This window comes from Priestia sp. Y58, assembly GCF_029522095.1.
GTDB lineage: Bacteria > Bacillota > Bacilli > Bacillales > Bacillaceae_H > Priestia > Priestia megaterium_E.
In genome coordinates this window covers 406,116-430,779 of record NZ_JAKWFL010000004.1, presented here as the reverse complement: position 1 = coordinate 430,779, position 24,664 = coordinate 406,116, and the positions used below count along the sequence as shown (strand labels likewise).

Genomic DNA, 24,664 nt, shown 5'->3' with positions numbered 1-24,664 from the left:
ATTAAAAAATTAATTACAGCGGAATTTTGAGTCCGTGGACTGAGACAATAAAAAGGCCGCTTCATACTCGGCTTTTGCTTGTTCCAGCTGAGTAAGCGTCTCTCCGCTCACTTCTATTCCCTGCTGCATTAAATGATAGCTGTTTTCCAACGCTTGCCGAATCATAGTGAACTGCGTGTTTCTATCCATTTATAAACATCCTCTCTCTGTAGTGCTTACTATAAAAGTGAATACTATCATTCTATACACCAGCTGTTTATTTTATTCTCAAAACCAGCATCTCTGGCTTAATAAATGGATTCTTTCATTTAAGAAAATAATCGAACTTATTAAAATATTTCAATTCTCACTTGACTTATAGGAATAATATATTTTAAAATTACTTACAGATTCAATCACTCAAAACTACATAATACAGGCTTACCGGTCAACCGATAGCCTCTAATTGCCAGATACACGTACAATCCGTCTGTGCAATTAGAGGCTTTTATTATTTTAAAAGCCTGCTGAAAGGAGAAAAAATGGCAGAACTGCAGTTACAGCATGTGTATAAAAAATACGGAAAAGATAGTCTTGCAGTTGATAATTTCAATCTTCGTATTCAAGACAAAGAATTTATTGTATTTGTAGGACCTTCAGGGTGCGGCAAATCCACTACCCTCCGAATGATCGCCGGCCTTGAATCGATAACAGAAGGAGAATTGCTTATTAATGGAGATCGTGCAAACGATTTACCTTCTAAGGACCGGGATATTGCAATGGTGTTTCAAAACTACGCGCTTTACCCTCATTTAACAGTTTACGACAACATGGCATTTGGGTTGCAGCTCCGCAAAGTCCCAAAACAAGAAATTGATGATCGCGTTCGTGAAGCGGCTCGTATCTTGGACTTAGAACCCTATTTAAAACGCAAGCCAAAAGCGTTATCAGGAGGGCAGCGTCAGCGGGTGGCTTTAGGAAGAGCCATTGTACGGAATGCCCAAATTTTTTTAATGGATGAGCCTTTATCTAATCTTGATGCGAAGCTTCGCGTACAAATGCGTGCTGAAATCAGTAAGCTTCATCAAAGGCTGCAGACGACCATTATTTATGTAACCCACGATCAAACAGAAGCGATGACGATGGCAAGCAGAATTGTAGTTATGAAAGACGGAAAAATTCAGCAAATAGGTTCACCTATGCAAGTATATAATGCTCCAGAGAATACGTTTGTAGCCAGTTTTATAGGATCACCGGGAATGAACTTTTTCACAGGAAAAGTGGTGAACAGCAAACTGCACATCAGTGAACATGAGTTTCAACTGACAGAAAATCAAATGCATTCGTTACATGAAAAAGGCTACAATAATCAGTTCATTACTATAGGAATTCGACCTGAGCATATTACGCGGGCCTCTTCTGATGCTCCTCATATTTCATTACCGGTAGATGTGTCTGAGTTATTAGGAGCAGAGTACATACTATACAGCAGTTTAGGAGACCAGCTCTTTGTGGCTAAAATCCCTGGGGATGAACATATTCAAGTTCATCAGCACTTTCCATTTCATTTTCAAATGAATCATGCTCATTTCTTTGAGCAAGCATCTACCAACCGTATCAAAATTGACCAATAACTATCTAAAGAGAATTCTATAAATGGGGGAACTAAAATGAAAAAATTATTAATTTTGTTAGCAATGCTCACCGTGATCATCGCCGGCTGCAGCAAAAACAGTTCAACAAGCGGCGACAGCAGCGACTCTTCTAAAAAAGTAACCATTAACTTTACGCATTGGCGAGGAGAAGATTCGAAAGCTTTTGATTCTATCATTGAACAATTTGAAAAGAAAAATCCAAATATCCATGTAGAAATGACCGTCTTTCCTTCTGATTCCTATCAATCACAAATTCAAGGATCTCTATTATCTGGAGAAGGTATCGATGTATTTGCTAGTTTTCCAGGAAGTCAATTTGAAACGATTCGCAAAGCAAACGGTTTTGCAAAGCTGGACGACCAAAATTTACTCAGCAAATTTGACGAAAAGCTAATCCAAGCGGGTAAAGCGGATAATACGCAATATGCTCTTCCTTATCAGCTAGTCTATAACATCCCTGTCTATAACAAAGGGATTTTTGAAAAACTAAATTTAGATGTTCCTAAAGATTGGAATAGCTTTTTAAAAACATCTGAAACATTAAAGAAAAATGGATACACGCCGATTTTATTTTCTGGAGACGTAAGTCCTTCTCAATTTATTAATCCAATGATTATGAATAATGAACCTACGAACAACGCCCTTCACGAAGTAGAAACGGGCAAGCGCAAGCTAACGGATGAATGGTTTATCAAAACCCTATCTCAAATTAAAGAATTAAATGACAAGGGTTACTTCCAAAAAGATGCTCTTGGTACGAAAAAAGAAAGTGCTGCAGCACTTTTTGCTCAGGAAAAAGGTGCAATGCTTGCTCAAGGTTCTTATATGATGGCTACAGTCAAACAGCAAAATCCGAAGATTGATCAAGGTTTGCTTGCACCGATTACAGTGGATCAAGATAAAGCAAAATACGAAGGTGTTCATACCACGACATTCTTATTAGGTGTTGCTGAAAAATCAAAACACAAAGAAGCTGCTAAGAAATTTTTAACTTTCCTTGCAGATCCAAAGATTTCTTCTGAGTATGCGAATGCTACTGGCCAGTTATTAACGGTCAAAGACGTGAAATATGATTCACCTGAGCTCAAAGAAAGCGCAAAATGGAAAGACAAAAAAACGGTCTTCCAACCTCGATTTACAATTTTAAATGAGCGCGTATCAAAAGCTGTTGAAACATCTGTACAGGACGTACTATCCGGTATGTCAGCGAAAAAAGCTGCTGAAAAAGCACAAGGAGAGGTAGAACGTGTCGCTAAAAACTAATACGTCTATTCAAGAAGAAGAAAAGAGAACCCCTTCGTTCTCTTTTCCTCTCTTTTCATTTAAAAGTATCTCTAAAAGCAGGCATCTATGGTTGTTTTTACTTCCCGGTTTTATCATATATACTGTTTTCTTTGCATTGCCAACGCTTTCTGCTTTATTTTTAAGCACAACTGATTGGGATGGGTTGTCTTCTCAGTTCTCATTTGTAGGGTTTCAAAACTTCAAAGAAATTTTAACAAACGATGCTATTTTTACGCAGTCTCTTACAAACAACTTAAAGTTCACAATTGGCGTGCTGATCTTTCAAACATTATTGAGCTTAGGCTTTGCACTTTTGCTTTATAAAAATTCTGCATGGAATACATTTTATCGTTCACTCTTTTTTGTACCGACGATTATTTCGTCCGTGTCGATTGCCTTCACGTGGAACTTTATGTATGACCCCAACATTGGAGGAGTTAACCTATTTTTAAGTAAAATAGGCCTTGAGCATTGGACCCAGTCTTGGATTGGAAATGGACATATCGCCATTTACAGCTTGGCTTTTGTACAATTTTGGGCACATACTGGTCAAATGCTTATTATTTTTGTAGCTGGAATTCAAGCTATTCCCAGTGAGTTATATGAAGCTGCTAGTATTGATGGAGCAACAAGATGGCAAAAATTCAAGCGCATTACATGGCCTCTTTTAGCTCCAGCTACAACAATGGTTGTAGCTTATACAACCATACAAAGTTTTAAAGCATTTGATTTAATCATTGCAATGACAAATGGAGGTCCCTCCAACTCAACTGAAATTCTTTCGACACTGCTTTATCACGAAGCTTTTATTAATTTTCGTTTCGGCTATGCCTCTGCCATTTCAGTTGTATTTATGATTGTGATTGCTCTTTTAACGTTTCTTCAATTTCGCGTACTTCGTTTGACCAAAATGTAAAAGGAGATTCTTTTATGAAACAAAACCCATTCAGACAACTGATTTTAGGGATATACGGTTTAATCATTCTGTTGCCCTTAAGCTTGGTTGTATTAACAACCTTTAAAACAACGCCCGAGCTTTACAGCAACCCAATCGGATTACCAGCAGGCTGGAATATTGAAAATTATAAACAGCTGCTCGTCAATGAACCCATCTTTGGCTATATTAAAAATAGCGTGATTGTTACCGTCTTTAGCACGTTTTTTATTCTATGGTTTTCAAGCATGATTGCTTACGCTATTATTCAGCTGCCTCAAAAGCTTGGATGGATTGTATACGGCTTTTTTGTTTGCGGAATGATTGTTCCTACTCAAGTCAATATGATTCCTGTCTTTTTGCTGATGAATAAGCTTGGGCTCGTCAATACACTAACAGGCGTCATTATCGTCTCCATAAGTTTCTTGCTTCCCATCGGTGTCTTTATTATAACGGGGTTTATGAAAACTTTGCCAAAGGAACTATTCGAAGCTGCTCGGATGGACGGAGCGTCAGAGTGGAAAATATATTCAAAAATCGCTCTTCGACTCTCAATACCATCAATGGCTACAGTAGGAATTTTTTCGTTTGTGATTGTGTGGAATGATTTGTTATTCCCTTTGCTATTGTTAAAATCTAAAGAAGTAAAAACGCTGCCTATTGCACTATTGGACTTTCAAGGGGAATTTTTGACTAATTACCCTATGCTGTTTTCAGCAGTCGTTCTTTCTTCTATTCCATTATTGATTGCGTACGTGTTTTTACAAAAGCATTTCATTTCAGGAATGACATCTGGGGCATTAAAATAGCAGGCAAGAAAATCACGCTTCCCTGCCTGCCCCTTTATTCTATAGGATTATTTTTTAAATCACGCTGAGGTTTTGGTTTCTCTACTACTAGATGTTGGTAAACGTACATTAAAGCAGCTTTCAATAGAAAGATACCTAGCAAATGGTACTCTTTAAATGTGCCTAGCCTAAAAAGCTTTGCACGGCTCATAGCTCGTTGAAAAGGATAAACAAAAAATGTATCTACGATTGCATTTAATAACATATACCTTCCAAAATGGCCGTATGTGAACTTTTTAATCCATAAAGAACCTGCTAAAAATGGACCTAAAAGTAAAGCAGCTTCACCTGTTAGATATGGATGAGGAGGATTAGGGAATATCCACCACTTCTTTTTTTCAGCAATATAGCTTTCAACCATAATCAAAAAGGAAATAAACATAGTAGATGATAAATAACGCTTAATATGCTGTCGTCCTATAAAAGGGATGGTTAACCATGAAAGAAGCATCATCCCGCCAAAAACCCGTGCTGATCGATTTTTTCTCATTTTATCACCTCTTAGTTATCACCTCTTAGGTTTTAGTATGAGATTTTCCTTTCGTAAATATGTTAGAAATAAGCTAATCATTTCTCGTTTTAAGCCTGCTATTGAAAAGAAATGAATACATATATTGCCCTGCTACTCGCCCATACTATAAAAAAACATAATGGGGTGAGTACATGCATGATTATTATGACGGACTATACAAATACCTGCTTAATGCCACGTTCTGGTTTATTTTATTAATTGTCGTGCTCGGGATAGGCATGTTTGGAATGCTAGCTTATCGCGGTTTAAAAAAGAAATAACGTAAAAAAGCCAAGCGGTTTCTACACCGCTTGGCTTTTTATTATTGGTCGTTGCGTGGAGGACGAGGTCCCCAGTACTGATAGTAGTCTGTTTTGATAAATCCGTTAAATAATTTGCGTTTTTTCGTCGCTTTTTTACCGTAATACTGTTCAAACTGTTCATGAGATGTAAGCATATAAATCGACCAAGTATCAAGCTTAGAAAACGCTTCGCCCATTTCAGCGTACATTTTTTCAACAGAAGGACGATCACTTAAACGTTCGCCGTACGGAGGGTTACCAATAATGATTCCATATTCTTTCGGCGTCGTAAAATCGCGCACTTGCATTTGTTTAAATTGAATTAAATCTCCAAGTCCAGCTTCAAATGCATTTTGCTCCGCTACTTTTACCATACGATGGTCAATATCATGACCAGCAATATCTAGCACTTGGTCGTAGTTCGCTAAGTCTTCTGCTTCTTCGCGCGCTTTGTCCCAAATACTTGCTGACATCCACGGCCACTCTTCTGATAAAAAGTCACGGTTAAACCCTGGTGCGATATTTTGACCGATAAGCGCTGCTTCGATAGCAATTGTACCAGAACCGCAAAAAACATCGACAAACGGACGATCCGCATTCCACGGCGTTAGCATAATTAAAGCCGCTGCCAGCGTTTCTTTTAAAGGAGCTTCCCCTTGTCCTACGCGGTAACCGCGCTTATGAAGTCCTGCACCGCTTGCATCAATTGTTAATGTAGCAACATCTTTTAATAGCGCTACTTCAATTTTAAACGTTGACCCTGTTTCTTCGAGCCAGCCTGTTGTTTTGTTATAATGTTTTTTCATGCTGTCAACAATTGCTTTTTTCACAATACTTTGACAATCTGATACGCTGAAAAGTTTAGATTTAACTGATTTTCCTGATACAGGAAACTGTGCATCTACGGGCAAATAATCTCCCCAATTTAATGCTTTTGTTTGTTCAAAAAGCTCATCAAACGTACGAGCTTTGAACTGTCCAACCTGCACTTTAATTCGATCTGCTGTACGAAGCCATAAATTGCAGCGAGCAATTGCGAGCTCGTCTCCTTCAAAGATAACCTTGCCATTATCTACTTCACAGTCATATCCTAAAGCACGCACTTCTTTAGCGACCAGTGCTTCAATTCCCATTGCTGCTGTTGCAATAATTTTATATTTCGCCATTTTTCAACCTCATTTTGTTTCTAATTATCTACACTAAGTGTAAAAGTACCATATACATGCGCCTTAGTCAAAGCTTTCTCCGTCTTTTTATTAAAATGCAAAAACTGCTCGCTCTTGACAGAGCCAGCAGTTTCTTCACCTATGTCGCATATAAATTCGTTTTTAAAAGCTTTTCACTTTAAAGTTGCGCAATCGGTTGCTCAACTTGTTTATGAAAGTAAGTATACACGTGTTTCATATGGATGCAGCGTACATTTTTCAAGCGTTTCGTTTTTATCCAACGGATAATTATGAATCAGCACTTCTCTGTTTGCAAATGAGCTCTCTGAAGGAAACTCGAACGTTTGATTTTTCGGTGACATATTACAAATAACAACAGCTGTTTTACCTTCTAATGTTCGCGTATACGCGTAAATAGCGGTATCTTCTTCTGCCAACAGCTTATAAGTTCCATACACCAGCACATCATGCTGTTTTCTGATTTTAATGAGCTGTTTGTAAAAATTCAGTACCGAATTCTTATCACTTTTCTGCTCTTCTACGTTAATATCTACGTAATTTGGATTCACCTTCATCCAAGGGGTACCAGTAGAAAATCCTGCATTTCTTTCTGTATTCCACTGCATTGGCGTTCTTGAATTATCGCGGCCTGTTTCCCAAATCACTCTCATAATCTCGTCATGTGAATCGCCTTTTTCACGCTGAATACGGTAGTAGTTAATCATACCAACATCATCATAATCGTCAATAGAATCAAACTTAACATTGGTCATTCCAAGTTCTTGTCCTTGATAAATAAACGGTGTTCCTTTCATTAAAAAGTATAGTGCAGCTAAGCACTTTGCACTTTCCACTCGGTAAGCTGTGCTGCCGAATTTATTTACAGAACGAATTTGGTCATGATTTTCTAAATATAAAGCGTTCCAGCCGTTGATTTTTTCTAAACCATTTTGCCAATTAGTTAAAATCGTTTTTAACTCGATTAAATCAAGCGGTTTTTCTTCTCCTTTATCCCACAGTCCCATATGCTCGAACTGAAAAATCATATTGAAGTTTCCGCCATCTTCAGCTACCCACTCATCTGCGCTGTTCGATGTTACACCATTTGCCTCTCCAACCGTCATAATATCGTATTTGGCAAACGTATTTTCTTTTAACTCTTTTAAATGTTCTTGAATTCCCGGTCGATTCATATGTCCTTCAAACGATGGGACATAATCTAGCTTTTCAGGGTTCGGTAGATCTGGGAAGCCGGCCACTTTCTTAATATGCGAAATAGCATCTACACGAAAGCCGTCAATTCCTTTATCTAACCACCAGTTAACCATTTCATAAAGCTCATGACGTACTTTTTCGTTTTCCCAGTTTAAATCGGGCTGTTTTTTAGAAAATACGTGCATGTAATATTCTTTTGTGTTTTCGTCGAACTCCCAAGCTGATCCGCTAAAAATAGATTCCCAGTTGTTTGGCTCTTTGCCATCTTTACCTTCGTGCCAAATATAATAATCACGATATGGATTCTCTTTAGAAGACCTGGATTCTAAAAACCAAGGGTGTTCATCTGAAGTATGATTAATAACTAAATCCATAATCAGCTTCATTCCGCGATGGTGAACTTCATCTAGCAGCTCATCAAAGTCTTCCATTGTTCCGAAATCTTTCATAATATCTTTATAATCACTGATATCGTAGCCATTATCGTCGTTAGGAGACTGATAAATCGGGCAAATCCAAATGACATCAATTCCAAGATCAGATAAATAGTCTAATTTTGAAATAACCCCTTGAATGTCACCAATTCCATCGCCGTTTGAATCCATGAAGCTTCGCGGGTAGATTTGATACGCAACAGCTTCTTTCCACCATTTCTTTTCCATGTGCTCAACCCCTCAAAATAGTGCTTTTACGTAAGCGTTCGCCTTTACGCATATCGCTATTTTATAATGAATACATGCAAAAAAATAGGTTTTTCACAAAAAAAATCGTTATTCTCTTTTGAATAACGATTCTCACTGCGCTAATTTGTGTTTAAAGGCATAGATCACGGCTTGAGTCCGGTCCTGTACATCCAGCTTACTTAATAAATTGCTCACATGTGTTTTTACCGTCTTTAGCGCAATAAATAATTCGTCTGCAATTTCTTGATTTGTTTTGCCTTGTGTCATTAGCAGTAGAATTTCCATTTCACGAGCTGTCAGTTCTTCATGAGGTAACGACGGTTTTCTCATTTTAGACATCATTTTACCGGTTACTTCGGGCTCTAATACAGATTGCCCCTCATATGTACGACGAATAGCAGCTGCAATTTCTCCTGCTTTAGACGTTTTTAATAAGTAGCTTGTTGCCCCTGCCTCTAGAGCGGGATATACTTTTTCGTCATCTAGAAAGCTAGTGACAATGATCACTTTCGCTTCTGGCCACTGTTTAATCAGTTGTTTTGTTGCTTCAATCCCGTCCATTTCTTCCATGACTAAATCCATTAAAATAATATCCGGGCGCAGCTGAAGCCCTAATTCAACGGCCTGTTGGCCATTTGCTGCTTCAGCTATCACATGAATGTCTGCTTGAGCAGACAAATACGCTCCTACGCCAATACGAACCATTTCATGATCATCTACTAACAGTACATTAATCATTTTGCTTCTCCTCTCTTTCTACTAACGGTACTTTCACTTCTAGCTTTGTTCCTTTGTCGGGCAAACTAATAATTTTTAATAGGCCTCCAATTTCAACTGCGCGTTCGTACATATTTTGAAGGCCGTACGATCCAACTTTTTCCTTTTCCACATCAAAACCAACTCCATTATCAACGATACGTAAAATAATGGAAAAGTCACGTTTAATCAGCAGCACATCTAAAGCTGTTGCATTGGCATGACGCAGCGTATTTGATACGGATTCTTGCAAAATCCTAAACAAGTGGTCTTCAATGCCTTTATCAAGTTCAAAACCTTCTATTTTCCAATTTAATTCAAGCGGTACTTTTTGAGCAAGCTCATTCATCAGTTCTTTCATTCCAGCCTGCAGCGATTTTCCTTTTAATGCTGCAGGACGAAGATGAAGAAGCAAAGCCCTCATTTCAAGCTGTGATTGATTAATCATTTTTTCAACCATCTTTAATTGCTTAGCTTCAGAATCTTGTAGCGTAAGATTGGATTCCGTAATAGCAGACATAAGCATCGAAGCGGCAAATAGCTGCTGACTAACGGAGTCATGCAGTTCTCTAGCAAGCCGATTTCGTTCCTGAGAAACAATTTCTTGCACTTGCTTTTGCTGATTTTCCACTTTTTCCGTTGCCATCTTTTGGGATTGCTGTGCTTGAAGAATCATTTTATGATCTACTTTGTTTAAACGGCTTATAATTCGAGACGTTTCTTGAATAAGCGGTTTATTTGCCGACATATGCCGGTGGCCATTTTCTATTTCATATAATCGGTTTTCAACATATGTCCACTGCTGTCTCCACATAAACCCCATGATTCCTCCAATCACGCTTCCAATCGTCAGGCTTAAGCTGAAGGAAAACAGCACAAAAGGCATGCCAAATACGCTTGTTTTCCATAAGTCGCTAAGTTGAAAAACAGGATATGCAAAAAACACGGTAAGGAGCACGGATACAAATACAAAAAAACTTAAGAAAATCCCCCATAATAACTGCCGTTGAAGAATACTCATATCCTTTGCACCTCTAAATCTCCAATCACAACAGTTGTAACAATCTTCACCCTATGAGCAGATTGATCAAATTCCTCTGTTTTGATAGACAAATTTTCATTGAACGAAAAGCCGCGCTGATTTCCAAAAACCGTTACGTTTCCTGCCAGTTTAGAATGATTCACAGATACTTCCGTTTCGTAAGGAATGAGCACTTTAATATTTCCAAACACTTGACGAATAAAAATAACCGCATCGCCTTTTGGCAGAACGGTATTGCTTAGATCAACCACAATGTCTCCCCATACGCTTTGAATATTAATATCATCCCATTCGTATACGGAATCTTCGGTTCTTTGACTACCAAGAAGTTTATTCGTCAAAACCGGGCGGACCTGCACCAAACTTTGGTTTGGCTGGTGGGTAAATTCGTCAGTTGGTCTGAATTCAACCGGATGCTTTCTTGATTGAATAAATCTAAGTAAAAAATACAGAAAAAGAGCAATAACTAAAAACTTAAAGGCAACCGTATTAAATATATTCAACACCAGCCCAATAACGCCAATCCAAAATAAAATGCGCCCTAGTTTTCTTCTCATTTTTTTTCGCCCAATATACATGAACGCACCGGCAATTAATACAGAAAAGATCAAGCCGCTGTGAAAAAACATAATTTCAATAAACAGGACAAATAAACTGCAAATAAAAATGAACATAAGAGATTCTGTTTTGTTTACGCTTTGCACAGCTCTCTCTCCTTTCTTCTCGTAGACGACATAGCGTTCTTTGGATGCTGCAGGTATCTTCTCTCACCTTAAAAAGACGCAGAAACCTACGCCTTTTTTAGAATACCATGTTTTATGCAGAAACACTGATTTTTTACGATGATTTTACTCTTTTTTCTAATTCAGCAATCTTGCTGTCTACCGTTTGTCTATAGTAATTTGTATTAATTTGATTTTCAAGCTGGTCAATATAGGTTTCCATTTCGTCAAACTGGCTGTAGGACGTATAAGATGCTTCTGTTTTCATTACTGAATTCATACGATGATGCGCACGAGCAATATTTTCGCGCCCCATTAGTTCCATACGGCGAATATGCATATCTTTTACCTTATGCTTCATTTCTTCATACTTTTGTTCAAGCTCTTCTAACTGCTTGGATGCATCTTCATAAGATTCTTTTACACGCTTCGCTCTCTCTTCGTAGTGAGCATGTTCTTTTAAAATAAATTCATGTAATTCCGTTTCTTCAGCTGCTTGTGCTACTTGTGCTTGCTCATGACGTTTTTTCATCATGTCAAGGGCCAGATGGTATTCGCGATTAAACTGTTCTTTTAACGTGTGCTGTCGCTCAACAAGCTGCCTTACCTTTTCGGTCTCCTGCTCGCATTGACGCAAATAGTGGTTTAGTGCAGCAATTGGATTTTTTTGTTCTTTGTGATCAAGTAATTGATGAAGGTCTGCAGAAATCGTTTCTTTCATTCGAGTAAATAAGTTTCTCATTTTGTTCATCTCCTTAGATAATAAAGTAAACTTTTATTATTTTTGATTTAAGTCAGCCCACTGACGTTCAAAATGCTTAAACGGATCTTCTTTTTCCGTTTTTATAGGGCTGCTGCTGTTCCACTTTTTATATACAATGTAAAGTACGACTGCTGCGATGATACCAGCAAGGGCCGGGAGGTTTGAAACGGTTGTTAAGAGTACGACAACACCTATAAACCCCCAGAGCCATTTTTTAAAGGGGGTCTCTGCTTTAACAAACCCTTTAAATGCTACGTACAAAATAACTAAGCCAAGTGCAAGTCCTACCATCGGACCGGCATTTGCAAGAAGAACGATAGCAGCTACCGCTCCAATCAAAAACAAACCAACTTTTTTCATTTTGTCTCCTCCTTTCGCTTATCTATATACTTAGTTTAAGGATTATGACGTTTTTTCAAAACGAGCTAGAGCTTTATTTTCTCCTAAGACCTGAGGCTTACAACAAGCTCAGTCTGATTGTACAAAAAAAAATGACAGCTTATGATAAGCTGTCATTTTGACATAAAAAAAGCTCTTCCGTTATACGAAGAGCTGGGTTGGATTAAAATATAGTGTATAACAACAAGTGTCGATTGCTTTTCAATAACGTTCTGTAAGCCATGTTTTGTACCATTGTACTGCAAGCGGCTAGCTACCTCGTACTCCGGTGGCAATTATCTATCTACAAAATGTAACCATTTTGTCCTTCCTTCCGTTCAGTTCCTTCCAGAAAGTTCCCCTACCATTATTTGGGTTTCTCGCTCGAGGGGTTTACCTCGTTCCACTCTTACCATTTCTGATAAGACTTCGTCACTGTGGCACTTTCAGAGTAGTCAAGCCATATCTTAAAAAGACTTAGGCTTTTTCCCCGCCGTTAGCTTTTAACAGCTACCCTAGCTTATGACTTCGCTAGGCACGAACACTACAGACATCGCAGTCTGTGCGAGCATGGACTTTCCTCTACATCCTCATATGTGATGCAGCAATTACCCGAACGTTATTGATAACGACTTTCCTTAGTATAATAAAAATAGGAGTTGAATGCAACTCCTATTTTTAGGTTATTCGTATAATTTACTTCCAAACACATGTTTTTCTAAGTTCGACAAACGTTTTAAAATATCAAAGTTTGTCGTACCCGCTTGCTGCTGCTGTTGAGCCGGCGGCGGGGTAAACGAAGGTTGTTGCGGCTTTTTAGATAACTCTTCTACTTGCTTTTTTAAGCGTAAATTTTCGGTTTGTAATGCTTCAATTTCTTCATGAAATGCTTCATAATCTTTAATAACAGAATCTAGATACTTATCTACTTCTTCTTGATTATAGCCTCTCATGCCTGTTTTAAATTCTTTTTCTAAAATTTCTTTGGCCGTTAAACGGATTTTATCAGCTAACATCTCTATCACCTCGAATACGATAAACCTTATCTTTATTATAATTCATTTTTTCAAAAATAGCTTCAAATGTCAATTTATCTTTTAAAATGTTTCGCCAAGTGGCATTAAAAAGACGAAAATTTTTCTTCATCCACGATATCCTGTAAGTCGTGAGACGTCACCATTATAATAGGGTATTCTTCTCGTTCAGCACGTTTTTTAGCCGTTTCTAACATATATTTAGGACTTCCTTCGTGCTCTTCGTCGTAAACTAAACAAATACCTTCACTTTTTTCTACTAAAAATTGATTTTTCAACCGAAACTGTGCTGGACTTTCATATTTCTTTTTTGTGATGCTATCTACATAATCTGCTTGACTTAAGACGAATTCATACAATTCTTTATTGACGTCATTCCATTTTTCTTCTTGCTCCAAAAACGGTGTTAAAACAGCTAACTGAAGCTCGGGATAATCGAGCTGAAGGTCAAATACCACTTCTGCTGCCCAAATTTCTACTCCTAGCTGGCCGCTAATCAATACCCATTCTAATCCATCTTCTACTAATTCCTGTAATTTTTTATAGAGCGCTTTTTTTATATATGTAATACCTTGATGTTTTTCATTAAAAATGCCAAGTTCAAATGGCTTATAACCGGTAACTGTTAGCACCTTCATTATATAACTCCTTTATAACAAAATAGAATAGGAACTGATGAAATCAGCTCCTATTAGCGTACATTATCTAAAATACCCTGAATTTGGTCCTTGATGCGCGCCTTTTGTATGACAGCTTCCTTGGCCGCAGCCTTTGTGTCCCGGATAACTAGCACCTGCTACTTGACCTGGGTAGCCCGCTCCTGCCACTTGACCTGGATAGCCTCCCATTTGACCTGGATAACCAGCACCTGCTACTTGGCCTGGATAGCCTCCCATTTGACCTGGGTAACCAGCACCTGCTACTTGACTTGGATAGCCTCCCATTTGACCTGGATAGCCTGCTCCTCCTACTTGAGTTGGATATTGCTGCGCGCCGCCAAAAAACTGTTGGTTTGAAGTTTCATTTACAACAGATTGCGTTTGCGGGAAGTAATGTACGTGCTTCACATTTGTATGATTCACCAATGTATTATGACTTGGATGAATGTGAGGTACTACTACCTCCTGAGAAGTAAACTGCGTGCAGCATTTTGTTGGATGCACAATTGGTGGCATACATTTTGTTGGTCTTGGATACATATCCTTTTTCCCCTTTCACTGTTTAGTTATTACACTATTACAATATGTGAAGGGCAGTGTACATGTACTAAGACAGACACCTATTTTTGACCTACATAAAGGAGTTATACGAATTTTTCAAACTGCTTAAGACAATTACTGTTAAACAAATTAATGCGAAAAATGATACTAAAATCACATTTTTCATGGGGCCTCTCTCCATCTCACCAAAGTTCTGTTTTTAAGCTGTAAGAATAAGTCTTACATTGACTAATTTTATCAATGACTGAAAAATAGAACAATATAAAACATCCACAAAAACAAAAGAATAATAATTCTGAATTTTTTAAAATAAACCAGCTGAAGTCTAAGCTTTAGCTGATTTATTTTTTAGTCTAAGAAGTCTTTTTTCAAGCGCTTCCTTCGACGTTTTTTTAGTCATTCCTCTGAGTTGATTCCACTTCTCCGAGGCTAGCTCAGTATATAGAAGTGCTTGATGAACATCTTTGAGACGATGCTCATAAATTTTAGCTAGCTCAACCAATGCTTCTATAGCGACGTCACCTTCACATGTTTGAACCAAGGGTTCAAACATGTCCACTGCCTCTTTCCAACTCTTCTCTTTTTTATAATGATAAGCCATCGCTAGCTGAGCTTTTTCATGCTCTTCTTTTTCTTTTTCTGCTACGCCCTGATAAAGAGAGAAAGCGTGCTTGTTCTCCCCTAACTGCTCGTACCACCTTGCTACTTCGTACGTTTCTTTTTCTGTAAACTCCTCACTAGTAAGGAGATGCTTTGATAAATGAATGTATAAGGTAATAAGCGATAAAATATCATGTTCATTATGTTTCATAATATCGAATAAGCCTCTTGGATTTTTCGTTTCAATAAAATCAAAATAAATCATGGGAGCTAAAAAACCTGGAATGTCATCAACTCGTTCAATTCCAAGTATTTCTTTTTCGACATTCGCAAGCTTAACCGAACTCATTTTGTGTTTCCACAGCCTTCTTGACGCATGCAGCAAATCAAAGTGACCGAACTTAGGCAGCTTGGGCAAATGATCTCTCAATAGCGTATGGCGAGTCTTCACGTGAGGCCAATCGAAAGATTTCCCATTATAAGTCACAAGCGTCGTATAGTCTACTTCTTTTAAAAAACTTTCGTAAAATGCTACTTCTCCAATTGGCTCCGTTAATATATGCTGACGAAAAACGACGGAATCTTTTAGCACCCTTGCATATCCTAGCAAAAAGATAGTCGTTCCCGTACCTGTACTAAGCCCTGTCGTTTCCGTATCAAAGAAAAATAAATCTGAATAAGTGTGGCCTTTTGATGAAAGCGGATGAGCAACTGTAGACCGATTCCATACTTCCACTACTTTTTTCAGCTCATTAAATTCATAATGTCCATGCTTGTAGTCGAGCGGGTAAACCACTTCTCTAATCATACAGTAGCTGTCTTCCGCAAAGTAAGGCACAGAATGATTTCCCTTCCATTCCTGTTCATAGGGAATAGATGCGCTCTTAGGTCGCTGCGGGTTACTTTCAACCGGCGGCTTTGCTTCTGTAACATGAAGATGCTTTTTCATACGGTTTAATTTATTTTTAAAAGACAAGAGTTCACCTACTTTGCAGTTGTTGTAGCAGCACGAGCGCATCGCTTTTTGCGTGCTCTCCCTGTGCTTCCATACCGATACAAGACGGACAGCCGCTTTCGCAAGAACAATTTATAATTAATTGATTGGTTTGATTTAGCACATCATTCATTTGTTCGTATACTTTATCACTTAACCCAATGCCTCCCGGGTATCGATCATATAAGAAGATAGTCGGCTGTTCGTTGTGCACCGCTTTTATCTGAGGCACTACATGTAAATCAGACGGATCGCACATCACCATAAGCGGTGCAATTGACTGAAGGGCATTTGCCACAGAAATGAGCGCTTGTTCCAATCGTTCTTCAGATTCGTAAAACTGTTCTTTTTCAAAGCTTAGCCACACGGCATTTGTATGAAGCTCTTCTTCCGGAAGTGAAATGGGGCCTGACCCTATGTTTTCATGCGTCTCAAACTTTATTTTTTTAAATATCGTAGCCATGGCGCTGACCATTACATCGCCATAACCGATTGAATATGTCCCTTCCAGTCGTTCTTTATCAGCTTCTAGAACCTTTAAGTTAACCGCTAAGTTTGCATCGGTGAAATAGTCTACATCGACTTCACGAACATACGCTTTTTTCTCATCCCAGTCCAAGTATTCTACTTGATACTGAATGCCTTGATGCAAGTAAATCGCCTCATCATGAAGAAGCGTCATGGCACTAAAGCGATCCATTTCTCCAATTACTTTCACATTTGCAACGTCCGATTGATCAATGATGACAACATTTTCTTGGGATGCAGAGCGCAGACTGATATTATGAGCTGGGAACGAATCATTCATCCAGTACCATTTGTCTCCGCTAAAATGAATCACTCGCTCTTCTTGCAAAAACTCCAGCACGTCTTCAATTTCTACTCCATCAAATGTTTCTCCCTGCTTAAACGGCAGCTCATAGGACGCACATTTTAAATGATCGACTAAAATAACAAGATTATCAGGATTAATTCGAGCTGTTTCTGGATTTCTGCTAAAAAAATAATCCGGATGCTGAATCATATACTGGTCAAGCGGGCTTGAACTTGCGACCATCACAATGACGGCTTCTCCGTGACGTCTCCCTGCTCGTCCTGCTTGCTGCCAAGCGCTTGCAACCGTGCCTGGATAGCCTGTCATCACACACACCTGCAGCTGCCCGATATCCACTCCTAGCTCTAAAGCATTCGTACTGACTACCCCGTAAATACTTCCCTCTCGAAGTCCTCTTTCTATTTCGCGTCGCTGCTTCGGCAAATATCCTCCGCGGTACCCTTGAATAGACTTATGTTGAAGCTGGTTTTTCACGAGCTCCTGCAGATACGTTAAAATAATTTCCACTCGTACTCGGCTTCGTGCAAATACAATCGTTTGAATTTTATTTTTCAAAAACTCTCCTGCAATATTTCGCACTTCAAGCGTAGCACTTCTTCTAATGTTTAAAGGTTTATTAACAATAGGCGGGTTATAAAAAATAAAATGTTTGCGGCCGCTAGGCGCTCCATTGTTATCTACTAAAATAACATGAGCTCCCGTTAAATGTTCAGCAAGTTCTTTTGGGTTAGCGATGGTCGCTGATGTACAAATAAAGATAGGATTGCTTCCATAGTAGCGGCAAATTCGCTTTAACCGGCGTATAACGTTGGCTACGTGGCTGCCAAAAACACCGCGGTACGTATGAAGTTCATCAATCACAATGTACTTTAGATTTTCAAACAGTGATACCCATTTCGTATGATGAGGCAAAATAGCTGAATGAAGCATATCTGGATTCGTAATAACAATATGACCTGCTTTTCTTACCTTTTGGCGGATATTTGCCGGAGTATCTCCATCATACGTATAGCTATTGATTGGCACTTCCATTTCTTCAATGAGTTCATTTAATTCACTTTTTTGATCTTGGGCAAGCGCTTTTGTTGGAAACAAATAAAGAGCTCTAGCCTGATCATTCTCCATAATGCTTTGTAGTACCGGCAAGTTGTAGCACAATGTTTTCCCCGACGCTGTCGGCGTCACGGCCACAACATTTTTCTTATCTGCTGCTAAATCAAATGCTGTTTTTTGATGCGTATAAAGTGAACCAATTCCTCTTTTCTCAAGTGCTTCCCGCAGTTTCGTATGCAAAGAAGCTGGAAATGGCGCAGTTTTAGCTTCTTTCTCTTCGATTGTATGCCAATGAACGATATTTTGCTGATATGACGGATTCGTTTGCAAAATATCCATTACTTCTTGTAAGTTTTTTCGTATTCTCATTTTCATCACCTGCTTCTATTTTAACGAATGAACGTTCGATAGAAAACCATAAGTTTTTGCATGTTTTTGGTGGATTCGGACATGGTATTAATACAGTAAATTTTTCAAGGAGATGTTAAAAATGGGAAGCCCTTATCTTTGCCCTAGCTGCAAAACAAATCGAACGCGTTTTAATATCATTGAACAAAATGCAAAACCTGTAAAAATGGATCCAAGAAGCGGAGACGTCGTAGAAGAATACACAAACGATACGCTCGATGCCTTTCACGCTGCTTATAACGGACCGCAAAAACGCATTCAGTGCGGAGCTTGCGGCTTAGTAGAAGATGAGACCATGTTTGTACGGCATGCTGAATCGAATAAACTTCAATAAAAAAGGTGAGGCTCTTTGTCCTCACCTTTAATCATATAAATCTTTATGCTTTTTCTTGATGGAAAAGCAGACATTTTCATCTAAAAAATTCATGTCTTTTCTTATACAAACATGCTAAAATACCTAAAAAAGATATGGAGATGATGGTCATGTCATTTCTTCTTTCGCTTTTACCTTTCTCCTTTTTGAAGAAATTTCGTTTTCCTTCAGGGAGAGAAGTTAATGAAGATACAATGTCCGATAAAACGAATGTAGAAATGCTTCAACAGAGAGTCAAGCTAGTTTCACTTGCTCTTGTAGTTTCCTATCCTATTTATATTTATATAGGTTTTTCTTTACTTCAACATGCGGGGACATCTCAGTTTAGACATACACTAATTGGTATTCATTTCACTAGTTTTGCTCTCTCCTCTCTTTATTTATTGTTCTATTATTTTAGTAAGAGAAAAGAACGGTTTGCTAACTACTTAAGCACCATTGTATATGGCTATATATTTTATTACGTATTTGCTGCAGCACTTTCTACTATTAACAGTCAGCTTTTCACAGGTCGCGTAGACGTGTATATGATGCTTTTGATTTCCACAGCTGTTTTATGTCCTATGAAATTAAAACATCTGTGCATCATTTTTATTCCTAACCATCTTTTTTTACTATACGGCTTATCACGATATGTACCAGATTCTTTTTCCCTTATTTCAAAGCAGATCAATACAACTGCAGCAGTTGCTATCGCTTTACTTATTTCATACATTCTTTATACATACCGTCACAAAGAATATATGAATCATCTACAGCTAAAAGAAAGCGAACGTAATTTTTTTACGCTGTTCAAAATTAACCCCTATCCTTTACTATTAACGAGATTATCCGACCACAAAGTGCTGCTCATTAATAATAAAGCTATTCATTTTTACAATCTTGCTTCTCAAGATCTTGATCAAATAGACGGATTTATAATCTATCCTACCGATGAAGATCGAGAGGAGATTTTAAAACGTCTTCAACAAGAGAAATATGTAAAAAACTACATCCTAGAAGCACGTGAACATGGAGATTCTAAGTGGGTTATGATCAATTATGAATTACTAGAGTATCAAAGCGAAAGCTGCATACTCGCAGGTATTACCGATATAACCGATTTAAAAGCGGTTGAGCATGAATTGAGCTTGCACGCTTCAACTGATATGCTAACCGGAATTTTAAATCGAAGAAGCGGAATGGAAAAGCTGCAGTTGGAACTGCTGAGAGCTAAAACCAATCATGCATCTTTTCTATTATGTTTTATCGATATTAATTCTTTAAAACTAGTAAATGATCAATACGGTCATAGAGAAGGCGACTGGCTTATTAAAACAATAGCAGAATCAATTAGTGGTTATATTGGCAAAGATGATACGCTCTTTCGCTACGGAGGCGATGAGTTTTTATTAATTGCTCCTGAACAAACGGAAGAATACGTACAAGAGCTGTGGCAAAATATTAATAAACAGCTAGAAGATAAAAAGAAAGAATTTAACAAGCCGTATGCACTGTCTGCGAGTTACGGATTTATTATATGTGCGCCTTCAGACGATACCAACCTAGATACATTAATTCAAAAAGCAGATGCTGCCATGTATAAGCAAAAACATACGCGCGTTTCTTCCGCCTTTAAGTAAATCATCGAAGTCCTTGCGCCATCGCATCAGGTAGATTCGCTAAATAGAATGATCAAGGAATAAATCCGTGCATGAATTACGCGTGCACTTTCTTTCTTTGCAAAGAAAAACTATAATAGATGATGCAAGTATTTTACTGATATATGGAAAGGACGTACATATGTTTACAATTAAAGAATATACAGCTGAACAATTGCAGGATCCATTTGGTCTCCTTCTAGGTGAACGCTATGAATTTCATTTATACATTGAGGTAGAAGAAGATGATGAATTATATACGGGCAACGACCTAGCACTACGCGTAGTATATATTAAAGGCGACGATAACACTTCTATTGCCCAAACTCATTTCTACGAAGTTTCAACAAATAAAGTATTAGACTTCGACCTTGAAGAAGAGGAAGAAGAAGCTGTAAAAGAGTTTTGCGGGAAGCATTTGCCTTCAGAGGAAGGTACAAATAACGAGGAATAATTAAAAGAGGCTGGGACCAAAGTATTTTAGTTGAAGGAAAATCTGAACGAGTGAACGTAGGTTTTATGTATGCAGCTGCTTCTAGCTGGTGATTGGATGGCAAGGCGAAGACTCCTGTGGGGAAAAGCGACGAGGAATCTCACCGGCCGCTCGCGGAAAGCGAAGTCTTGCACGGAAGTAATAAGCGATTCCCCCTACTAGCTCGTTTATCTCATTTGTTCATCTGTAGATTGAATTGATTTTGTTATGTCCCAGCCTCATTTTTGATTTCGTTTTTCCATTAGCTTTTTAACTACTTCTTTTGGCTCCCAGCATGTAAACCGATAAGAAGGACGGGTTTCATAGCCTAGTCTTTTGCATCGATACTTCATTCCCTTATCCAATTTAATGCTTTGAAAATGTTGACATGTGGCACAGCAATGAAATGAACTCATGCCTTCCCTTCTCCCCTACTTTAATCTATTTTCTTAATCATACAAATAAAACAAATTTGTATAAAAAAAGCTGCCTATCGGCAGCTTTCATATGTAGCGTTGAATTATAATTTTACAACATTCTCCGCTTGAGGTCCACGTTGACCTTCAACGATTTCAAATTCAACTTTTTGGCCTTCTTCTAATGTTTTGAAGCCTTCAGATTGGATAGCTGAAAAATGAACGAATACGTCATTTTCGCCTGGTACTTCGATAAAACCGAAGCCCTTTTCACTGTTAAACCATTTTACTGTACCTGTAGTAGCCATGTAAAAAACCTCCAAAAAATGTAAAAATTTTAATATGTTACTCTATATTTACATTTATACCGTAAATAAAAAATTCACATATTATAAAAGAGACCTACGCGAAGTAGATCTCCTTTATAACAAGTGAATTTTCACTAAATCTAATTCGAGTGTATGCTCAAACGTAGTATTCATTACATTTATTAAATTTGGTTGCGTTTACATTATACTATACCTATATGTAGAATGCAAATATTGAGCCATTCTTAACATATGGCTCATCCGTTTTGCAAAATATTTATCTTCCTTACGTCAACATGTTATCAATGTGGGCGTCGATAATTTCTTTTCGTTTATTTTGCAGGGTCTCAAATAATAACTTAGCTTCTTCTGAAGTCAGTGCAAACGTTGTTGTTTCTTCATGGTTTTCTTCTTTTGTATGAAGCACAAATATGCTTTGTTGAATTCCACTCATACATATTCCTCCTTTTTCGATAGTATAGGCTTTTTTATATTTTTCATGTATGCTTCACACGTTTTTAACAAATTATAAGAAAGGTTAAAACTTATAAGGAGTGATACTATCATGAAGAAATCGTTTTTGTTTGTTGTAGGCTGCATGACGACCCTTTCTTTATTCGGCTGCAGCACAGCAGATCAAGGTAAAGATGGCGTCATTGACGATAATACAGTCCGCAACGTCACATATGAAAATGGAAACAATAAAACGAAAATGAATGATGTAAACGATACGCAAGACGTACAGCGTAATGAAAAAGAACAGTACAATCAGTCCGGCGGAATGAGAGTAGCCGATGTGGCAGCTGATCGTATCGTAGCGTTAAAAAACGTAAAAGATGCTAACGTAATCGTAACCGACCATACAGCTTATGTAGCAGCCGTATTAGACGATAACAAAGAAGGCAATCTCACAAAAGATATGGAGCATAAGATTGCACATGAAGTAAGAAAAGCTGATGGCAGTGTTCATCGAGTGTTTGTATCAACAAACCCTGATTTTGTGAATCGTATGAACGGATATGTAGACAAGCTTCAAACGGGTAAACCAGTTTCTGGACTATTTGACGAGTTTTCAGAAGTTGTTCGCCGCGTATTCCCGAACTCACGCTAATATACATGAATGTCAAAAGAGCATTTTACAAAATGCTCTTTTTATTTTATTTTTTGCATAAAATATTGCATAAAAAGCGCTCTTATAAATTTCTGAATATTTTTATTTTACTTTATTTTGAAAACGTTTTCATTTCTATAATATAAAGGTTTAGGGGATTTTAGACTTAGGTAATTTACGTTTTTGTGGGTTGATAGTATAGGAAAAGTTTGTTAGTTTTAGAAACCATAAGATGTTTGCGTGACGAGCAGCGCTCGTTTCATGCATAAAAAATGCATAAAGGGGAGATTTGGTGGATATTGGAGTTTATATTTCACTCGGCATTTATTTTGTGGGAATGCTTGGAATAGGATGGTATGCCTATAGAAAAACCACTGAAGATGTAGCTGGCTATATGTTAGGAGGACGCGGACTAGGTCCAGCCGTTACCGCCCTTTCAGCTGGCGCTTCCGATATGAGTGGATGGATGTTAATGGGGCTTCCTGGCTCCATGTATGTGACTGGCCTTTCTAGCGTCTGGCTAGCGGTGGGATTGTCTATAGGTGCTTATTTAAACTATTTAATCCTCGCTCCGCGTCTTCGCACTTATACGGAAGTAGCGAATGACTCGATTACAATCCCAGACTTTTTTGAAAATCGTTTTGGCGACCACGCCAAGATTCTTCGAACAGTATCAGCAATCGTCATCTTTATTTTCTTCACTCTTTACACTTCAGCTGGTATGGTATCAGGCGGACGGTTATTTGAGTCAGCATTTGATTTACATTACCAAATTGGCTTATTTGTAACAGCATCTGTTGTTATTGCCTACACTCTTTTCGGTGGATTTTTAGCCGTTAGTTTAACAGATTTTGTTCAAGGCGTTATTATGTTTCTTGCTTTAGTTTTAGTACCCATTGTTGCTTTCACTGATGTTGGAGGCGTTAACACAACAATGGATATTGTACAGGACATTAACCCAGCATATCTGGACATTTTTAAAGGTACGACCGTTTTAGGTATTATATCCTTCTTAGCCTGGGGACTTGGCTATTTCGGCCAGCCTCATATTATCGTCCGTTTTATGGCTATCTCTTCTGTTAAGGAATTAAAACCCGCACGCCGTATTGGAATGAGCTGGATGATTATTTCTATTATTGGTGCTATGCTGACAGGGCTCGTTGGAATTGCATATGTAGAAAAAACGGGTATGAAACTAGCAGACCCTGAAACTATTTTTATTAAATTTGCGGATATACTCTTCAATCCGTTAATTACTGGATTTTTATATGCAGCTTTACTAGCAGCAATTATGAGTACGATTTCTTCTCAGCTGCTTGTAACGGCAAGCTCTGTTACAGAAGATTTTTATAAAACATTTTTCCGACGCAAAGCCTCTGACAAAGAGCTTGTAACGGTCGGAAGATCTGCGGTTTTAGGTGTTGCAATTATCGCTATTTTGCTTTCTTTAAAACCTAGTGATACGATTTTAGGGCTGGTTGGATACGCTTGGGCTGGATTTGGTTCTGCATTTGGTCCTGCTATTTTACTAAGTCTTTACTGGAAGCGTATGACTCGATGGGGAGCACTTGCAGGGATGATTGTAGGTGCTGTTACGGTATTAATTTGGGTAAATACTCCGTTTAAGGATGCTCTTTACGAAATGATTCCTGGTTTCTTTTTAAGCTTATTAGCTGTTATTATTGTAAGTTTACTAACAAAGAAACCGTCAAACGATGTTCAAAATCAATTCATTGAAATGAAAGAAATCTTAATAAAAGAATCGAAATAAACAAAGAGAAGCTGAAAAAAAGTATGCTAATTGAAGGAAGATCCGAACGGTGAATCGAGATTCTTGATGGAGAATCAAATTCGTTCGGATTTTTTTATTGGTATGGTGAATATAGGTTTCATGTATATAGTTGCGTCTAGCGGTTGATTTAGTTATGTCTCAACCTCTTTTTGTTTTTAATCTCCTTTGCT

The 24,664-nt window shown here is 38.0% G+C and carries 27 protein-coding genes and 1 other RNA gene; 10 read left to right on the top strand and 18 right to left on the bottom strand.

Going from position 1 to position 24,664, the window contains the following annotated elements; translation table 11 throughout:
- Positions 1–9 precede the first annotated feature (9 nt).
- Positions 10–189, bottom strand: a complete 180-nt coding sequence (locus MMB68_RS15495) for a hypothetical protein (RefSeq protein ID WP_013056154.1) — start codon at positions 187–189, stop codon at positions 10–12.
- 332 nt (positions 190–521) lie between these two features.
- Here MMB68_RS15495 and MMB68_RS15490 point away from each other — a divergent pair, with 332 nt between their 5' ends.
- From MMB68_RS15490 to MMB68_RS15475, 4 genes are read left to right on the top strand one after another with little or no spacing between them, the layout of a single operon-like run.
- Positions 522–1,613, top strand: a complete 1,092-nt coding sequence (locus tag MMB68_RS15490; protein ID WP_277549158.1) for an ABC transporter ATP-binding protein — start codon at positions 522–524, stop codon at positions 1,611–1,613.
- Between the two features lie 36 nt (positions 1,614–1,649).
- On the top strand, positions 1,650–2,897 hold the full coding sequence (locus MMB68_RS15485) for an ABC transporter substrate-binding protein (RefSeq protein WP_277549157.1): 1,248 nt from the start codon (positions 1,650–1,652) through the stop codon (positions 2,895–2,897).
- Positions 2,881–3,834: a carbohydrate ABC transporter permease gene (locus tag MMB68_RS15480; protein ID WP_277549156.1), complete on the top strand. Its 954-nt coding sequence runs from the start codon at positions 2,881–2,883 to the stop codon at positions 3,832–3,834. The genes MMB68_RS15485 and MMB68_RS15480 overlap by 17 nt, the downstream gene beginning before the upstream one ends.
- Positions 3,835–3,848: 14 nt before the next feature.
- Entirely contained in the window at positions 3,849–4,661 is an 813-nt protein-coding gene (locus tag MMB68_RS15475) for a carbohydrate ABC transporter permease (protein WP_221785626.1), read from the top strand.
- 34 nt (positions 4,662–4,695) lie between these two features.
- Here the strand turns inward: MMB68_RS15475 and MMB68_RS15470 are convergent, their stop codons facing one another.
- Positions 4,696–5,190 (bottom strand): hypothetical protein, encoded by a 495-nt coding sequence (locus MMB68_RS15470; RefSeq protein ID WP_277549155.1) that lies wholly within the window; start codon positions 5,188–5,190, stop codon positions 4,696–4,698.
- Positions 5,191–5,363: 173 nt separating this feature from the next.
- On the opposite strand from MMB68_RS15470, the gene MMB68_RS15465 reads away from it, so the two are divergent.
- Positions 5,364–5,492, top strand: a complete 129-nt coding sequence (locus MMB68_RS15465) for a hypothetical protein (RefSeq protein ID WP_013056148.1) — start codon at positions 5,364–5,366, stop codon at positions 5,490–5,492.
- A gap of 41 nt (positions 5,493–5,533) precedes the next feature.
- On the opposite strand, the gene MMB68_RS15460 is transcribed toward MMB68_RS15465, so the two are convergent.
- From MMB68_RS15460 to MMB68_RS15400, 13 genes are all read right to left on the bottom strand, one after another.
- Complete coding sequence (locus MMB68_RS15460) at positions 5,534–6,679, bottom strand: THUMP domain-containing class I SAM-dependent RNA methyltransferase (protein ID WP_025749346.1); 1,146 nt, start codon at positions 6,677–6,679, stop codon at positions 5,534–5,536.
- Positions 6,680–6,888: 209 nt separating this feature from the next.
- Complete coding sequence (locus MMB68_RS15455) at positions 6,889–8,556, bottom strand: glycoside hydrolase family 13 protein (protein ID WP_277549154.1); 1,668 nt, start codon at positions 8,554–8,556, stop codon at positions 6,889–6,891.
- A gap of 132 nt (positions 8,557–8,688) precedes the next feature.
- Positions 8,689–9,315, bottom strand: a complete 627-nt coding sequence (locus tag MMB68_RS15450) for a response regulator (RefSeq protein WP_013082360.1) — start codon at positions 9,313–9,315, stop codon at positions 8,689–8,691.
- Positions 9,308–10,354, bottom strand: coding sequence for a sensor histidine kinase (locus MMB68_RS15445; protein WP_098248335.1), 1,047 nt, complete (start codon positions 10,352–10,354; stop codon positions 9,308–9,310). The genes MMB68_RS15450 and MMB68_RS15445 overlap by 8 nt, the downstream gene beginning before the upstream one ends.
- The gene (gene liaF, locus MMB68_RS15440) at positions 10,351–11,079 is read right to left on the bottom strand and encodes a cell wall-active antibiotics response protein LiaF (RefSeq protein WP_269871672.1); all 729 of its coding nucleotides are present in this window, start codon (positions 11,077–11,079) and stop codon (positions 10,351–10,353) included. The genes MMB68_RS15445 and liaF overlap by 4 nt, the downstream gene beginning before the upstream one ends.
- 133 nt (positions 11,080–11,212) lie before the next feature.
- Entirely contained in the window at positions 11,213–11,839 is a 627-nt protein-coding gene (locus MMB68_RS15435; protein WP_057241820.1) for a PspA/IM30 family protein, read from the bottom strand.
- A gap of 36 nt (positions 11,840–11,875) precedes the next feature.
- The gene (locus MMB68_RS15430) at positions 11,876–12,220 is read right to left on the bottom strand and encodes a lmo0954 family membrane protein (protein WP_014460940.1); all 345 of its coding nucleotides are present in this window, start codon (positions 12,218–12,220) and stop codon (positions 11,876–11,878) included.
- Between the two features lie 249 nt (positions 12,221–12,469).
- Positions 12,470–12,858, bottom strand: an RNA gene (gene rnpB, locus MMB68_RS15425) — RNase P RNA component class B.
- A 63-nt stretch (positions 12,859–12,921) separates the two neighbouring features.
- A complete protein-coding gene (gene gpsB, locus MMB68_RS15420; protein WP_013056140.1) occupies positions 12,922–13,254 on the bottom strand; it encodes a cell division regulator GpsB in 333 nt (110 codons plus the stop codon).
- Positions 13,255–13,358: 104 nt separating this feature from the next.
- Positions 13,359–13,910: an SLOG family protein gene (locus MMB68_RS15415; RefSeq protein WP_028414057.1), complete on the bottom strand. Its 552-nt coding sequence runs from the start codon at positions 13,908–13,910 to the stop codon at positions 13,359–13,361.
- 63 nt (positions 13,911–13,973) lie between these two features.
- On the bottom strand, positions 13,974–14,471 hold the full coding sequence (locus MMB68_RS15410; protein ID WP_043979458.1) for a spore coat protein: 498 nt from the start codon (positions 14,469–14,471) through the stop codon (positions 13,974–13,976).
- A 346-nt stretch (positions 14,472–14,817) separates the two neighbouring features.
- Positions 14,818–16,068 carry a ribonuclease H-like domain-containing protein gene (locus MMB68_RS15405; RefSeq protein WP_277549153.1) on the bottom strand — a complete coding sequence of 417 codons (1,251 nt, stop codon included), beginning with the start codon at positions 16,066–16,068 and terminating at the stop codon, positions 14,818–14,820.
- A gap of 4 nt (positions 16,069–16,072) precedes the next feature.
- Positions 16,073–18,343 (bottom strand): DEAD/DEAH box helicase, encoded by a 2,271-nt coding sequence (locus tag MMB68_RS15400; protein ID WP_269871674.1) that lies wholly within the window; start codon positions 18,341–18,343, stop codon positions 16,073–16,075.
- Between the two features lie 121 nt (positions 18,344–18,464).
- Here MMB68_RS15400 and MMB68_RS15395 point away from each other — a divergent pair, with 121 nt between their 5' ends.
- The 3 genes from MMB68_RS15395 (at position 18,465) to MMB68_RS15385 (ending at position 20,849) form a co-directional block, all read left to right on the top strand.
- Positions 18,465–18,716, top strand: coding sequence for a hypothetical protein (locus MMB68_RS15395; protein WP_013056134.1), 252 nt, complete (start codon positions 18,465–18,467; stop codon positions 18,714–18,716).
- Between the two features lie 149 nt (positions 18,717–18,865).
- Complete coding sequence (locus MMB68_RS15390) at positions 18,866–20,377, top strand: sensor domain-containing diguanylate cyclase (RefSeq protein WP_277448385.1); 1,512 nt, start codon at positions 18,866–18,868, stop codon at positions 20,375–20,377.
- A 160-nt stretch (positions 20,378–20,537) separates the two neighbouring features.
- Complete coding sequence (locus MMB68_RS15385; protein WP_057242050.1) at positions 20,538–20,849, top strand: DUF6509 family protein; 312 nt, start codon at positions 20,538–20,540, stop codon at positions 20,847–20,849.
- A gap of 257 nt (positions 20,850–21,106) precedes the next feature.
- Here the strand turns inward: MMB68_RS15385 and MMB68_RS15380 are convergent, their stop codons facing one another.
- From MMB68_RS15380 to MMB68_RS15370, 3 genes are all read right to left on the bottom strand, one after another.
- Positions 21,107–21,283 carry a hypothetical protein gene (locus MMB68_RS15380; RefSeq protein WP_162871410.1) on the bottom strand — a complete coding sequence of 59 codons (177 nt, stop codon included), beginning with the start codon at positions 21,281–21,283 and terminating at the stop codon, positions 21,107–21,109.
- A 104-nt stretch (positions 21,284–21,387) separates the two neighbouring features.
- Positions 21,388–21,591, bottom strand: a complete 204-nt coding sequence (locus tag MMB68_RS15375; protein ID WP_013056130.1) for a cold-shock protein — start codon at positions 21,589–21,591, stop codon at positions 21,388–21,390.
- Positions 21,592–21,877: 286 nt separating this feature from the next.
- Positions 21,878–22,045 (bottom strand): hypothetical protein, encoded by a 168-nt coding sequence (locus MMB68_RS15370; RefSeq protein WP_013056129.1) that lies wholly within the window; start codon positions 22,043–22,045, stop codon positions 21,878–21,880.
- A gap of 111 nt (positions 22,046–22,156) precedes the next feature.
- Here MMB68_RS15370 and MMB68_RS15365 point away from each other — a divergent pair, with 111 nt between their 5' ends.
- Complete coding sequence (locus MMB68_RS15365; RefSeq protein ID WP_014460948.1) at positions 22,157–22,702, top strand: YhcN/YlaJ family sporulation lipoprotein; 546 nt, start codon at positions 22,157–22,159, stop codon at positions 22,700–22,702.
- Between the two features lie 292 nt (positions 22,703–22,994).
- Complete coding sequence (gene putP / locus MMB68_RS15360) at positions 22,995–24,473, top strand: sodium/proline symporter PutP (RefSeq protein ID WP_221785631.1); 1,479 nt, start codon at positions 22,995–22,997, stop codon at positions 24,471–24,473.
- The last annotated feature ends 191 nt before the right edge of the window (positions 24,474–24,664 follow it).

Coding starts and splice junctions, on each gene's coding strand:
- MMB68_RS15460 (WP_025749346.1), bottom strand. CDS start 6,679: ATGGCGAAATATAAAATTATTGCAACAGCAGCAATGGGAATTGAAGCA.
- MMB68_RS15400 (WP_269871674.1), bottom strand. CDS start 18,343: ATGAGAATACGAAAAAACTTACAAGAAGTAATGGATATTTTGCAAACG.
- MMB68_RS15385 (WP_057242050.1), top strand. CDS start 20,538: ATGTTTACAATTAAAGAATATACAGCTGAACAATTGCAGGATCCATTT.
- MMB68_RS15455 (WP_277549154.1), bottom strand. CDS start 8,556: ATGGAAAAGAAATGGTGGAAAGAAGCTGTTGCGTATCAAATCTACCCG.
- MMB68_RS15375 (WP_013056130.1), bottom strand. CDS start 21,591: ATGGCTACTACAGGTACAGTAAAATGGTTTAACAGTGAAAAGGGCTTC.
- MMB68_RS15390 (WP_277448385.1), top strand. CDS start 18,866: ATGTCATTTCTTCTTTCGCTTTTACCTTTCTCCTTTTTGAAGAAATTT.
- MMB68_RS15485 (WP_277549157.1), top strand. CDS start 1,650: ATGAAAAAATTATTAATTTTGTTAGCAATGCTCACCGTGATCATCGCC.
- MMB68_RS15370 (WP_013056129.1), bottom strand. CDS start 22,045: ATGAGTGGAATTCAACAAAGCATATTTGTGCTTCATACAAAAGAAGAA.
- MMB68_RS15365 (WP_014460948.1), top strand. CDS start 22,157: ATGAAGAAATCGTTTTTGTTTGTTGTAGGCTGCATGACGACCCTTTCT.
- MMB68_RS15395 (WP_013056134.1), top strand. CDS start 18,465: ATGGGAAGCCCTTATCTTTGCCCTAGCTGCAAAACAAATCGAACGCGT.
- MMB68_RS15380 (WP_162871410.1), bottom strand. CDS start 21,283: ATGAGTTCATTTCATTGCTGTGCCACATGTCAACATTTTCAAAGCATT.
- MMB68_RS15495 (WP_013056154.1), bottom strand. CDS start 189: ATGGATAGAAACACGCAGTTCACTATGATTCGGCAAGCGTTGGAAAAC.
- MMB68_RS15490 (WP_277549158.1), top strand. CDS start 522: ATGGCAGAACTGCAGTTACAGCATGTGTATAAAAAATACGGAAAAGAT.
- MMB68_RS15450 (WP_013082360.1), bottom strand. CDS start 9,315: ATGATTAATGTACTGTTAGTAGATGATCATGAAATGGTTCGTATTGGC.
- MMB68_RS15470 (WP_277549155.1), bottom strand. CDS start 5,190: ATGAGAAAAAATCGATCAGCACGGGTTTTTGGCGGGATGATGCTTCTT.
- MMB68_RS15435 (WP_057241820.1), bottom strand. CDS start 11,839: ATGAGAAACTTATTTACTCGAATGAAAGAAACGATTTCTGCAGACCTT.
- MMB68_RS15475 (WP_221785626.1), top strand. CDS start 3,849: ATGAAACAAAACCCATTCAGACAACTGATTTTAGGGATATACGGTTTA.
- MMB68_RS15465 (WP_013056148.1), top strand. CDS start 5,364: ATGCATGATTATTATGACGGACTATACAAATACCTGCTTAATGCCACG.
- gpsB (WP_013056140.1), bottom strand. CDS start 13,254: ATGTTAGCTGATAAAATCCGTTTAACGGCCAAAGAAATTTTAGAAAAA.
- MMB68_RS15410 (WP_043979458.1), bottom strand. CDS start 14,471: ATGTATCCAAGACCAACAAAATGTATGCCACCAATTGTGCATCCAACA.
- MMB68_RS15415 (WP_028414057.1), bottom strand. CDS start 13,910: ATGAAGGTGCTAACAGTTACCGGTTATAAGCCATTTGAACTTGGCATT.
- MMB68_RS15445 (WP_098248335.1), bottom strand. CDS start 10,354: ATGAGTATTCTTCAACGGCAGTTATTATGGGGGATTTTCTTAAGTTTT.
- MMB68_RS15430 (WP_014460940.1), bottom strand. CDS start 12,220: ATGAAAAAAGTTGGTTTGTTTTTGATTGGAGCGGTAGCTGCTATCGTT.